Genomic DNA, 12,657 nt, shown 5'->3' on the forward strand with positions numbered 1-12,657 from the left:
AACGGGGCCCGTTCATGACCGCTACCCCACCGCCCGGGCATTCCCGCGCGGAATCGTCCCTCCCGGGCAGGCAGAGTAACGCTGTGCGATCGGACAACCACTCTCCGGATGAGAGTCCAGATCAGGTGCCGGGTCCGGGCCACGGCGCTGTCGCGGTCTTCCAGGCCCCGCAGCCGGTACGCCCCCGCACCAACGGCGCTCCCCCGGTCGACCCGATGGACATCGATTCGCCGTTCCTCGATCTCTTCGGGGGCACACCGGCCCAGCCCACCGCGCCGGCAGCCGAGCCGGAGCCGCCCGCCGACGACCCGGACGTGGATTTCGACTTCGGGTTCGACTTCGACAGCGCGGACGCGAGCGGGCAGACCTCCGGTGCCCCGGCGACGCCGACCAGCCCGGCTTCGCCGCCCATCGGACCGAAGACAGCTCCTGCCCCCGCCGAGTCTTCGCCGGAGTCCGCAGGGACCACGGCGGCTGCCAACGGGGCTGTGTCGGCTCTGTCGGGGCCTGGAGTCGGTGCCCCGGGCGCTGCCCCCAGCCCTGAGGCCGGCGCGCCGCCATTCACCGAGCCTGCCGCCGGCATCAACGGGCAGCCCTCCGGTCCCAACGGGCAACTTCCGGGCCGCAACGGGCAGCCGTCCGCGGTCGGTGGGGATCCGGCGATCGCGCTGCCGTCCGTACCGTCGGCGAACGGTGCCGGGCCCGGCACTGCGCCGGCCGCTGCACCGGTCTCGCCCTTCATGCGGGCGCCGGCCGGGCCGCAGGCCGACTTCTACGACGAGCGCGAAGCTCCGGAGTCCGACTTCGAGGACTGGCCCGACGACGTCCACCCCGGGGTCACCCCGGTCACGGCACCGCAGACCGTCCAGAGCCTGCCGCTGTGGCAGACCGCCGTGGGGCCAGGGGTGACTCCGGTGGCAGCCGTCGAGGCGTACCACCCGGGCGCGCCGGCCGAGGCCGATGCCCGCACCGACCTGCCCGCGCCGATGCCGGAGAAGGCGCCGGCCAAGCGGCGCGGCCGCCGCAAGGAGCCGGCCAACCTGCCGGCCGTGCGGCCGAAGAAGAACGAGGTCAAGGCGGCGCCGCTGCGCCCGCACAAGCTCAAGTTCAGCGACCGCGACCCCAGCATCGAGCTGGAGATCAGCGAGATCGCCGGGCACCTGACGTTCACCCAGAGCACGGTGACCGCGTGGTATTCGCTGCCTGAGGTCCGCTGGGCGTTCCGCCCCGACGCCGAGCGCGAGGCGCTGCTCTCCGCCATCTCCGAGCAGTACGCGGGCCTGGCCGGCTTCCGGCTGCATCTGCGGCGCACCAACCGGCCGTTCCCCGCCGACGAGTGGGCCCGCACGGTCGACTCGCACACCGCCAAGCCGCTGCCCGACGTCGCGGGCGCCACCTCCTGGTCGGACCACCTCGTGTCGGCGCAGCGGCACCTGCTGTCGGTGAACCACGCCGAGGGCCAGACGTACCTGGGCGTGACGTTCGCCCGGCGCTCGCTCGGTGACACCTTCTCCGAGCGCATCCTGCGGATGTTCGGCAAGGGCACCTCCGACGGGGAACGACGCAAGCTCGGCCGTACGGTCGAGCAGTTCGACGAGGTGCTGAACGCGTTCGGTATGCGCGGCCGGCGGGTCACCCCGCAGGAGCTGGAATGGCTGCTGTTCCGCTCCGTGGCGCTGTGCATGTCCCCGCCCGGCCCGCTGTCGCCGATCTCGAACGGCCACTGGGAGCGCGGTGACCTGCTCGCGCTGACCGAGCAGGTGGAGCGCTACCGCACCCCGTACGGCTCGACGGTCAAGCTGGTCAACCGGATGACCGGCGAGGAACGGCACGTCGCCGTGCTGTCCGTGGGCCGGATGGAGCCGCTGGAGATCCCGGAGAAGCACGAGCCGTGGATGCACTTCCACGAGCGGCTGCCGTGGCCGATGGAGCTCTCCTCGCGGATCGACATCCTCGGCTCGAACAGCTCGTTCAAGAACCTCGAGCACCGGCTCCGGATGATCCGCTCGCAGCAGCTGGACTACGCCGAGCACGGCATCGACGCCCCGCCCGAGCTGGAGCGCCTGGCCAAGCGGGCGCTGGTCATCGGCGACGAGATGACCACCGGGCTACCGGTCGAGTCGGCCCGCGCGCACGGCTGGCACCGGATCGCCGTCGGTGGCCGCACCCGCGAGGAGTGCCTGGAACGGGCCCGGCGCCTGATCCAGCTCTACTCCCGCGAGCTGCGCATCTCGCTGCAGCACCCGAAGAACCAGGATCAGCTGGCCCGCGAGTTCATCCCGGGCGAGCCGATCGCCAACACCGGCTACGTGCGCCGGATGCCGGTGAAACTGCTGGCCGCGGCGCTGCCCCAGGCCGCGTCGACGGTCGGCGACCGGCGGGGAGATCTGATCGGGCGTACGTCCGGAACGTGCCGCCGGCCGGTATTCCTGGACCTGCACTTCCCCATGGAGGTCCGGGAACGCTCCGGCCTCGGCGTCCTGGTCGCGGAGCCCGGCGGTGGCAAGTCGACACTGATGGGCGCGCTGGGCTACCTGAACGCGCGCCGCGGTGTGCAGGTGACCCTGCTCGACCCGTCCGGCCCGTTGGCCCGGCTGTGCGCGATGCCGGAGCTGAAGCCGTACTCGCGGGTGCTGAACCTGACAGGCTCGGAGCAGGGGACGCTGGCGCCGTACGCGCTGATCCCGACCCCGGTCCGCAGCGAGTTCCCGGCCGGCCCCGGCGGCGACCGCGAGTACGAGATCGCGGTCTCCAACGCCCGGGCCGAGCGCCGCATGCTGGTCCAGGACATCTGCTCGATGCTGGTCCCGCCGCAGGTGGCCAAGGAGGCGTCCACGGCGACGCTGCTGCGGCACGCGGTCCGCCAGGTGCCGGCCGAGGAGACCTCCACCCTCGACGACGTCATCGCCTGCCTGCAGGGCCTCGACGACGACGGCAAGGAACTGGCCAACCTGCTCCTGGACACCGCCGAGATGCCCCTGGCGCTGCTGTTCTTCGGCCGGCCCCCGGCGCACCTGCTCAGCGCCGACTCGGCCCTGACGGTCATCACGATGGCGGGCCTGCGCCTGCCCGACATGAAGATCGAACGCGAGTACTGGTCGGCGGAGGAATCCCTGGCCCTGCCGATGCTGCACACAGCCCACCGCCTGGCCGTCCGCCGCTGCTACGGCGGCTCGATGGCCTCCCGCAAAATGGTCGGCCTGGACGAGGCCCACTTCATGGAAGGCTGGCGCTCCGGCCGGTCGTTCCTGGTCCGCCTGGCCCGCGACTCCCGGAAGTGGAACCTGGCGGCCTTCGTGGCCTCCCAGAACCCCCGCGACATCCTCGGCCTGGACGTACAGAACCTGGTGTCGACGGTCTTCGTGGGCCGCATCGCCGAGGACCAGGAAATCGCTTCGGAAGCACTGCGCCTGCTCCGGGTCCCGGTCCACGACGGCTACGAGGCGACGCTGGCATCCCTGTCGCAGGCGGACACCTCATCGTCGACCCGCCTGGGCTTCCGCGAATTCGTGATGCGCGACGTCGACGGCCGGGTGCAGAAGGTCCGGGTCGACGTGTCGTACGTCGACGGTCTGCTGGACTACCTCGACACGACCCCGGCAGCCGCGAAGGCGACGCCGACGGCGATTCCGTCCTTGTCCGACCTGGAGGTCTGAGATGGTACGGCGGGGATGTGCGCTGGTGCTGGTGATGCTCGTGGCGGTGGTGGCGAGTGTCGCTTGGGCGGTGGCCGCGCCATCAGCCGCCACGGCGGGGCCGTTGCGCGCGCCAGGTGGTCCCTGCAACGTCGAGGAGTGGAACAAGGACCTCAAGGGCTGTGTCGGCCGCCTCACTGTTGAGGTGCAGAACGACGTGACCTGCGTCAAGGCACCCACGCCGAGTGCACCGAATTCCGGTTTGGCCGGCTGGTTCGCCGAGCGGCCCGCGTCCTCCACCCTGAATGGCCCCCAAGGCATCTACAGCCAGTACGGCTACGCCGGTTACAACTTCACGACCTACGATCTGGGCGGTTGTGGAGCCGCTCTGGTCGAACCGGCGAGCAAGTTCGAGACCACGGTGGCCAACGGCGAGTTCATGATCGCTACCGCCGTGATCGGCGCCTCCAACGCCCTGCGTGAACGAGCCTGGGATCCGCAGGCCCTGTGGGGTTGGGCCGACCCGCTTGTCGACCAGGCCACCAGGGCTGTCTACGAGAAGGTCTTCAGCGTCTTCGGCGTCATCACACTGGCCGTCGTCGGTCTCTACCTGATCTGGCGCTCCCAGCAGGCCGACATGGGCGCGGCCACGACAACAGCAGGTTGGGCGATCTTGATCATGGTCGCCGTGACCGCCATCGCGGCCTGGCCCGTCAGATCGGCGAACCTCGCCGACCAGACGTTGATCACCACCCTCGGTGTCGTGCACGACGCGGTGGGACCACGGGCTCAGGACGGCGACACCTCCGGCTGCAAGCTGGGCAAGCCGGACGCCTGCAAGGACAACCGCCCGCCGGCCGTTCGCGCCAGTGACACGGTCACGGAGACCATGCTCTACCGCAACTGGCTCCGTGGGGTCCTCGGCTCGGCGGACAGTCTCACGGCGCAGAAGTACGGCCGGGCTCTCTACGACGCCCGGTCCTTCACCTGGGATGAAGTGCAGAAGATGCGCGACAACCCGGACACCCGGCCGACGACCCTCGCCTCGAAGAAGGACCAGTGGGAGAAGGTCGCCGAGACGATCAAGACCGAGGACCCGGAAGCTTACGAATACCTTCAGGGCGCCAACGGCATGGATCGAATCGGCGCGGGCTTCATCGCCGTGCTGGCCGCTTTCATGTTCGCGATGTTCGACCTGACCGCATCGTTGCTGGTCCTGCTCGGCTTCTTGATCTTCCGCTGGGCGGTCATCGCTGCTCCGATCCTCGGCACAGTCGGCCTGCTGCGGCCGGCCAGCTCGGGCATCCGGCGCCTCGGTAACGCTGTGGTGGCAGCGATCTTCAACATCGCCATCTTCGGCACCGGCGCCGCGATCTACCTCTTCGCGGTGGACCTGATCATGAATACCGCCAGCCTGGCGGGCTGGTTGCAGGTCGTGCTGGTCTGGCTCGTCGGAGTGGTCGGCTGGCTTCTGCTGCGGCCGTACCGGCGGATCACTCAGCTCGGCGGCAAGGACGGCACCGCCGCCATCACCTCCGCCGGCTCCTGGCATCGCCGGTTCTTCCGGGACATGCGGGAGGCCGCCAAGCTCGACGTGGCCGAACCGGGCGGCACGAACGAACCCCTCATCGGCAAGGGCCGCACCGTCTACGTCGACCAGAGCAACCTGCGCCCCGAGGCGCGGTTGGAAGATCCCTCGCATGGTTCGGCCGGACGTGGCGGCCAGACGTCGGTGGCGGGGTCGGACCGCAGCGGCGCGGCTCCGGCCGCGCGTCCGGACGGCAACGAGACGATCCGCGAGAGTGCCGAGCCGGGCGACCGCAACCCGGTCCCGGTGACGGCCTCCGCGATGCGGCAGCGCCGGTCGTCCACCTGGACCGAGCCTGATGTGGCGGAGCGGCCGGCCTCCTTTGCCATCTATCGGCCGGAGACAGGAAGCACGACCCGGGAAGAGCCGGCGACCCCGCGGGTACGCACCGAGGCGAAGTGATCGCCGATGCCGAGATTCCTGGAACGAAGCCTCACCGGACTCTTCCGGTCCCGATGGGGCGTCGCCCTGGTGATCGCCGTCCTGGTACTGGCGATTGTCGGGATCGGCAGGATCTTCTCCGACGGCACCACCGCCGCCCCGATCACGGACCGGGTCTCGCCGGGCCCGACAGCGACGATAGACCCGAGCCAGGACGACGACGGCGTCATCGTCGACGACGACCCGCCACCGTCGCCGACCACCAGCCCGGGCAGCGCCGAACCCGAGGCGGTCGCGTATGCCTTCGCCGCCGCATGGGTCGACCATAAGAACGTCTCGGCCAGCACGTGGCACAACGGTCTGGTGCCGAACGCGACCAAGGACCTCTCGGACGAGTTGGAAGGGGTCGACCCGGCCGACGTGCCCGCCGACAAGGTCGTCGGCCGGCCCACGCTGGTGCCGGTCGGGGACGGCCTGGTCAACGCGGTCGTCACGGTGGACTCCGGGAAATTGACGTTGCAGCTGGTGGCCCCGGACGGGCGATGGCTGGTGGACGACATCGATTGGGAGGGCCCGTGAACGTGCCGCGGCCACGCGGGGTCGCTCTGCTCGTAGCCCTGACCGCCACGCTCGCGCTGCTCTGCTGTGGCGGCGCCGTCAGCGCCCTGCTGGTGGGTGAGTTCGACGACAAAGAGGAGAACCTGAACCTCCTCAGCGCCAACTGCGGCGTCGGCGGCCCCATCGACCCGAAGGGGAAGCTGCCGCAGGTCGGGTCATACAGCGCGGAGCAGATCAAAAACGCGGCGATCATCATCAGCGTCGGCAAGCAGTTGAAGCTCCCGCCGCGCGCCTGGGTGATCGCGGTGGCGACGGCGATGCAGGAATCCAATCTGAGGAACCTCGGCCACCTCGGCAAGCGCAACGACCACGACTCACTCGGCCTCTTCCAGCAGCGGCCGAGCAGCGGCTGGGGATCGCCGGCCCAGGTCACCGATCCGGTCTACGCGGCGACCAAGTTCTACGGAAAGCTACGGAAGGTGAAGAACTGGGACAGCCTGGCACTCACCCGGGCCGCTCAAAAGGTGCAGATCAGCGCCTACCCGGGCGCCTACGCCAAGCACGAGCCCGTCGCCACCCAGATCGTGAACATGCTCGCCGACGGTGCGGCGAACGCGGTCGGCAACTCGCTCGCCATGACCTGCCCCGAGCTCGGCGAGGTGTCCGCGTCCGGCTGGACCAGCCCGCTCGCCGCCACCGGCAAGGGCTTGAAGAGAAGCCAGAAGATGGTCGTGGGGTCCGGCTTCCGCACCGCGAGTCGGCCGCGTCACCAGGGCGTGGACCTCATCATCGGCACCGGCAACCCGGTACGGTCGGTGGCCAGCGGGGTCATCTCCCGGATCAAGTGCGACGAGACGTTCAGCGGGAGGAAGGACTGTGACGTACCGGGCTATCCCGGCAAGGGCGGCTGCGGGTGGATGCTGGAGATCCGGCACCCCGGCAAGATCATGACCCGCTACTGTCACCTGGTCCGCCGGCCGGACGTCCAGGTGGGACAGAAGGTGGCCGCCGGCCAGATCGTGGCCACCAGCGGCACCAGCGGCAACTCCTCGGGCCCGCACCTGCACTTCGAGGTGCATCTCAACAACGACCGGTCCAGTGCCAGTGCGGTTGATCCGGTGCAGTTCATGGCCCAGCGCGGATCACCGCTGGGAGCGGCGCAATGACCGGTGGCGCGATGCCCGACCCGTTCACCGGCTCCGAGTGGACCCCGGACCCGCCGCGCCCGGTGGTGCCGACGGCCGCGATCATGGCCGGCCAGCTGCGTGGTCGTCGGGTGCTCATCGGCCTTCCCGGTCACGGGTGGCGGGGTGACCTGCGGGCCGACGAGAAGGTCGTGCAGGGCAGCCGGACCTACGTACCGGTGATGCCGGAGGCCGAGTGGTACCGCGCCGAGGCGGAGCAGACCGAGGTCTTCGCGCCCCTCGTACCAGTCGAGCGGGTATGGGTCGAAGAACTCGGGATGGCGGCCCTCAACTCCGCACCTGGCGACGTCGTGTCCAGGCTCGTGTCCCTCGACGAGCCGCCGCGCCGGAATCCGGTCGCCGCTCTGGACGCAGCCGCTCTCACCGGACGGCGAGTCGTCCAGCTGCTGGAGGACGGCGGTGAGCGACGCGATCTACGGGCGGTCACCGAGCTGCACACCAGCGACGAGGGTGACATCTGCGCGCGCGTGACGACGGAACTGGACTGGTACCGCTGGGGCTGGAGCGGGCGAGCGCCGAGCACGCTCGAGGTTCCGGTCCACCTGCTCTGGGTGGAATGAGCGTCAGACCACGGGAGCAGCGTTACAGACCCGCCACCCGTCGTCGTCGACCATCGAGAACTGCCAACGGTCCGTTGTGCGCTCGCTGCCGTCCGCGATCGTCCGGCGGATGTCGGTGCTGACCGTCGTCCTACCGCCTTGCTCTGAGATCGTGAGGCTTGTCCAGTCGACCCGGATGCCGATCGTGAAGCGTTGCTCCCGGCTCTGTATGTCCGTCCGGAAGGCGTCGAGCCGCGAGAGGTCCAATCCCTGCTTGCAGGTGAACAGCTCTACTTCCTTGTCGTCCCGGTTCACCAGGTAGGCGCGCAGGAACTGGTCCACCACCGCGTCCGGCTTGCTTCTTTCGATTTTTGTCGCCTCGTCGTAGAACGAGATGAACACGCCGACCCCGCCCAGGCACAGCAGCGCCAGAATCCCCGCTCCCATCGCGAGAATGAGCCGGAGTCGCCGGTTTCGCGGCTTTCCTGCCGCGGGCGGTGGCGCCGCGGGCTGCGGGGTCGGGTTCGGGGGCTGCACCCCTATGAGGTTAGTGCGTTCCGCTGTGGACGGGCGGTGGGCAGCCCGCCGGGTGGTGCGCTCTGCCCGTACTGGGAGAATTGCGTATCGGCTGCGCGACGTGGTCCTGCGGCCGCTGCAAGGTACGGTTTGAGCGCACACACGGAGGTGAGGCGGTGGAGTCGACGCGGCGCATCGATCAGGCCGCTGCCCTGCACCGCCAGGCGGAGGCCACCGTTGAGGCGGCCGCCGCGGCGCTGGAGTCGCAGGGGCCGTCCGCTGTCGACCCGCTCGAGCAGCATCATCTGGCTGAGGAGTTGCGGGCCGCCGCGAGTGAGCTGGCGCCCGGCTGGCTCGGCGCGCCGCTTGATGCCCAGTCGGCGACCACGCCGTTGGGTGGTTCCTATCCGCCGCAGTTCGTGCGGCTCGGGATGGCTCAGCCGCTTGACGACGCCCGTTTCCCCGCGGTCATTCCGCTGCTCGGCACCGGGCATCTCACCGTCGACGCCGACGCCCGCGACCCGCGGGTCGCCGGACTGCTGCGCTGCCTGCTGCTGCGCCTGCTCGCGACTGCGCCCGCCGGGTCGCTGCTGGTCCGCGCCGTCGACGGTACGGGCGGAGGCACCGTCTTCTCCCCTTTTGCCGCGCTCGCCGACGCGGGTCTGCTGTCCCCGACCGCCACCGACCGCGCGCAGCTGCGGGATGTGCTCACCGAGGCCGAGAAGTGGCTGCGGCCCGTTCGCGGCGGCGCGGTCCGCCGGGGCCGGCGGGACAGGATGATGTTGCTGGTCATCGCCAGCCTGCCGGAGCTGACCGAGGGCGCCGATCTGGTCCGGATCGCCGCGCTGGCGCAGCAGGGTCCCGAGTCCGGCCTGCACCTCATCGTGGCCGGCTGGCCGCCGCCACCGTTGACCGCGGAGACGACCCAGGCGCCGCTACCCCGCACGACTCAGGTGTCGCTGCGTAACCCGTACGCGGTGGTCGGCGACCCGCCCGGGGCGACCTTCGGCTCCATCCCGGAGGCCCTCTGGTTGAATGCCCCGGTTTTTCTCGACGACGATCCGCCGCCGCACCTGGTCGACGCGGTGTGCCGGGAGCTGGCCGCCCATTCCGCCGCGGCTTCGCAGGTGACGCTGGCTGATCTGCTGCCCGACCCGGGTGAGGAGATCTGGACCGGGGACGCCGCCGACGGGATCGGCACCACGGTCGGTCACGACGGCGACACGCCGCTGGTGCTGTGGTTCAACGACCTGACTCCACACTGGATGGTCGGTGGGCGGTCCGGCGCCGGCAAGACGGCCTTCCTGATCAACGTCCTGTACGGGCTCGGCACCCGTTACAGCCCCGACGAGCTGGGTCTCTACCTGCTCGATTTCAAGGAGGGCGTCTCGTTCGCCGAGTTCGTGCCGACCCAGCGGGACCGCACCTGGCTGCCGCACGCCCGGGCCGTCGGCGTCGAGTCCGACCGGGAGTACGGCCTGGCCGTGCTGCGCGAGCTGGACGCCGAGATGACCCGGCGTTCGGTGGCGTACAAGCGGGCCGGGGTGACCCGGTTCGCCGATCTGCGCGCGGTCGCCGTCGAGGAGGGCCGCGGCCGTCCCATGCCTCGCATTCTCTGCGTCATCGACGAGTTCCAGGTGCTGCTGGCCGGCAACGATCCGATGGCCGGCGAGGCGGTCCAGCTGCTGGAGTCGCTCGCCCGCAAGGGCCGCTCGTACGGCATCCACCTCATCCTGGCCAGCCAGACCGTCCTCGGCGTCGAGGCCCTGTACGCCAAACGCGACTCGATCTTCGGCCAGTTCCCGGTGCGGATCGCGCTCCCGGGCGGCGGCGATGTCCTGGAGCCCACCAACGACTCCGCGGCCGGCCTGCCCCTGGGCACCGCGGTGGTCAACACGGCCGGCGGGCTCGGCGGCCCCCGGGGCGCCACCCGGGGTCACGAACGCATCGTGCGCTTCCCGGATCCGCACGCCGACCGGGCCGTGCTCAGCGACCTGCGGCACAAGCTGTGGGGCGCCCGCGATCCCGAGGCCACCCCGCCGCGCATCTTCGCCGGGTACGCCCGCCAGCACCTCGCCGACGACCCCACCTACCGGGCCGCGCTCGCGGGTCGCGGTGGACGACCGGCGGCGCTGCTCGGCCGGGTCATCGACGTCGGCCTGTCGTCCGCGGCGTTCCCGCTGGACTCGTCGCCGGGGCGGCACCTGGCGGTGTTCGGCTCGCGTCCGGACGGTGCCGAGGTGCTGGAGGCGGCCGCCCGCAGTGTCGCGGCGTTCCACTCACCCCGTACCACCAGGTTTGTCATCTCCTCGCTGGTCGCCGAGGGCGACGAGATCGCCAAGGCCCTCGCCGTCGAGATCGGCCACCGCCAGGAGGTGGTCGTGGTCGACGCGGCCGGCCTGGCCGCGGAGATGGATCTTGAGCGGCCCGGCTACCGGGTGGTGTTCGGCATGGACGCGATCAGCCCGGGGACGCTGCCGTCGCTGCGCCGGGTGCTGCGCGAGGGGCCGGGGCGCGGCGTGCACCTGCTGTCGTGGTGGCGTGGGCTGCGCCGGTTCAGCGAGGAGACGGGTGGCAGTGCGGGCCGCGAGGACGTGGCCGGCCTGGTCTTCCTCAACGTGCCGCAGCAGGACGTCTGCATGATGGTCGGCAAATCGCTGGACTGGCAGCCGCGGGAGAACCGCGCGCTGCTGCACGACCGGCACGCCGACCGTACGGTGACGATCGTGCCGTTCGTCGAGCCCGAGAGTGACCAGGCATGACTGAGCGCACCGAGGGCGCGGCACCGGAGGCTGTCGCCGGGCCGTGGGCCGCGTATGTGGCCGCGGCGCAGCGTCTTGACGCGGTGCGCCGGGCTGCGAGTTCGGCGGCCGGCGAGCAGGCGGCCACCGTGCAGGCCGCGCAGCAGGAGCTGGCGTCGGTGCGGGCCCGGCTGGCGCCGCAGCGCGCCCGGCTGGTGCAGGATCTGGGGGTCCCGGTGGCCTCGCTGACCGCACAGCCCGGTGAACGCGCGCTGGCCGCGCAGAGCGTCGCGGCCGGTCCGGAGGCGATCCTGGCAGCGCTGCGGCAGGCGCGCGGCACCGCGGACGCGGCCGACGCGGCCATGCTCAACGGGGCCGGGCCGGCGGCGCCGTGGCGGCCGTGGGCCCGCAACCTGCTGGTGTACGGGCCGTTCGCCGCCGCCGTGCTGATCGTCCAGATCGTGCTCTACCTGATCGCCCCGTCCGGCTCCCTGCCCACATACGCGCTGCTGTGCGGGCTGAGCATGCCGTTGCTGGCGTTCGGGCTGGGCTGGCTGACGATCGGCTTCGTCTACGGCGGCGGCCCCGCGAAGGTGGACCGCACGCCGATCGTCGGCGCGATCGCATGCCTGACCCCCGTGCTGCTGACCTGCATGGGTGTCGGCCTGCTCGCGTTCATCCGGTGAGGAGGGGCTGACATGGCCAGCGTCGAAGAGGTCAAGGCGAACGTGGCGGCGTCCGTGGACGGCACGCAGCGGGCGGTGGCGAGCATCCAGCAGGTCACGGACCAGCTGGACGATGCGCTGGCCCTGCTGCGGATGACGGCCATCGGGTCGTTCCATCCGTCGGTGGCCACCGCGATCGCCCAGCTGGAACAGGCCCGCACCCGGCTGGACGAGGCCCAGACCCTGGCCCGGTCGGCGATGGACAGCGCCGACGCCTACCGCATGATCGTCTAGCCCGGCAGCCGGCGCGCCGGTGCAGCCGGCGGGCCGGTGCAGCCGGCGGGCCGGTGCAGCCGGCGGGCCGGTGCAGCCGGCGGGCCGGCGCAGCCGGCGGGCCGGCGCAGCCGGCGGGCCGGCGCTGCCTAGCCCGGCAGGGCCGCGGTGAGGTCGATCTCGACGAGCTGGCCGCCGAAGCCGAGCGCCGCCACCCCCAGCAGCGTGCTCGCCGTGGTGAACGCCGGGGCCAGCTCCGAGGCCACGAGCCTGTCCCACACGCCTGCCAGCACGGCCGTCTCCGTGCTCACCACGTAGATCACCGAGCGGGCCACGTCGGATGGCTTCGCGCCGGCCGCGGCGAGCACGGCCAGGCAGTTGGCGATGACCTGGTCGGTCTGGGCTGCGTAGTCGCCCGGACCGACGACCTGGCCCGTGACGTCGAGGGGGCACTGGCCGGCCAGGTGGGCGAGGCGGCCGGCCGAGGTGATCGTGACGTGGCTGTAGCCGGGCGGCTCGTGCACACCGGCGGGGTTGAACTTCTCCAGCATCGCGC

Annotated in this window: 10 protein-coding genes; 8 read left to right on the forward strand and 2 right to left on the reverse strand. The window is 71.2% G+C overall.

Annotated elements, in window-relative coordinates; all coding sequences use genetic code 11:
• Positions 1-14 precede the first annotated feature (14 nt).
• Genes AB0C12_RS09925 through AB0C12_RS09945 form a run of 5 tightly spaced genes read left to right on the forward strand, consistent with a single transcriptional unit; the run spans position 15 to position 7,927 of the window.
• Entirely contained in the window at positions 15-3,656 is a 3,642-nt protein-coding gene (locus tag AB0C12_RS09925; RefSeq protein ID WP_360547102.1) for an ATP-binding protein, read from the forward strand.
• A gap of 1 nt (position 3,657) precedes the next feature.
• The gene (locus AB0C12_RS09930; RefSeq protein ID WP_360546111.1) at positions 3,658-5,625 is read left to right on the forward strand and encodes an MFS transporter; all 1,968 of its coding nucleotides are present in this window, start codon (positions 3,658-3,660) and stop codon (positions 5,623-5,625) included.
• Between the two features lie 6 nt (positions 5,626-5,631).
• Positions 5,632-6,183 carry a hypothetical protein gene (locus AB0C12_RS09935; protein WP_360546113.1) on the forward strand — a complete coding sequence of 184 codons (552 nt, stop codon included), beginning with the start codon at positions 5,632-5,634 and terminating at the stop codon, positions 6,181-6,183.
• Positions 6,180-7,328, forward strand: coding sequence for a M23 family metallopeptidase (locus tag AB0C12_RS09940; protein WP_360546115.1), 1,149 nt, complete (start codon positions 6,180-6,182; stop codon positions 7,326-7,328). Before AB0C12_RS09935 ends, AB0C12_RS09940 begins: the two co-directional genes overlap by 4 nt.
• Positions 7,325-7,927 carry a hypothetical protein gene (locus AB0C12_RS09945; protein WP_360546117.1) on the forward strand — a complete coding sequence of 201 codons (603 nt, stop codon included), beginning with the start codon at positions 7,325-7,327 and terminating at the stop codon, positions 7,925-7,927. The genes AB0C12_RS09940 and AB0C12_RS09945 overlap by 4 nt, the downstream gene beginning before the upstream one ends.
• Before the next feature lie 3 nt (positions 7,928-7,930).
• Here the strand turns inward: AB0C12_RS09945 and AB0C12_RS09950 are convergent, their stop codons facing one another.
• Entirely contained in the window at positions 7,931-8,443 is a 513-nt protein-coding gene (locus tag AB0C12_RS09950) for a hypothetical protein (RefSeq protein ID WP_360546119.1), read from the reverse strand.
• A 155-nt stretch (positions 8,444-8,598) separates the two neighbouring features.
• Between AB0C12_RS09950 and AB0C12_RS09955 the strand changes: the two genes are divergently transcribed.
• Genes AB0C12_RS09955 through AB0C12_RS09965 form a run of 3 tightly spaced genes read left to right on the forward strand, consistent with a single transcriptional unit; the run spans position 8,599 to position 12,122 of the window.
• The gene (locus tag AB0C12_RS09955; RefSeq protein ID WP_360546121.1) at positions 8,599-11,184 is read left to right on the forward strand and encodes an FtsK/SpoIIIE domain-containing protein; all 2,586 of its coding nucleotides are present in this window, start codon (positions 8,599-8,601) and stop codon (positions 11,182-11,184) included.
• Positions 11,181-11,849 carry a hypothetical protein gene (locus AB0C12_RS09960; protein WP_360546123.1) on the forward strand — a complete coding sequence of 223 codons (669 nt, stop codon included), beginning with the start codon at positions 11,181-11,183 and terminating at the stop codon, positions 11,847-11,849. Before AB0C12_RS09955 ends, AB0C12_RS09960 begins: the two co-directional genes overlap by 4 nt.
• Before the next feature lie 12 nt (positions 11,850-11,861).
• On the forward strand, positions 11,862-12,122 hold the full coding sequence (locus AB0C12_RS09965; RefSeq protein ID WP_212987844.1) for a hypothetical protein: 261 nt from the start codon (positions 11,862-11,864) through the stop codon (positions 12,120-12,122).
• 128 nt (positions 12,123-12,250) lie between these two features.
• Here the strand turns inward: AB0C12_RS09965 and AB0C12_RS09970 are convergent, their stop codons facing one another.
• Positions 12,251-12,652: a RidA family protein gene (locus tag AB0C12_RS09970; protein ID WP_360546125.1), complete on the reverse strand. Its 402-nt coding sequence runs from the start codon at positions 12,650-12,652 to the stop codon at positions 12,251-12,253.
• Positions 12,653-12,657: the final 5 nt, after the last annotated feature.

Origin of the sequence: Actinoplanes sp. NPDC048967, from assembly GCF_040649415.1 — a bacterium.
In the GTDB taxonomy this organism is placed as follows: Bacteria; Actinomycetota; Actinomycetes; order Mycobacteriales; family Micromonosporaceae; genus Actinoplanes.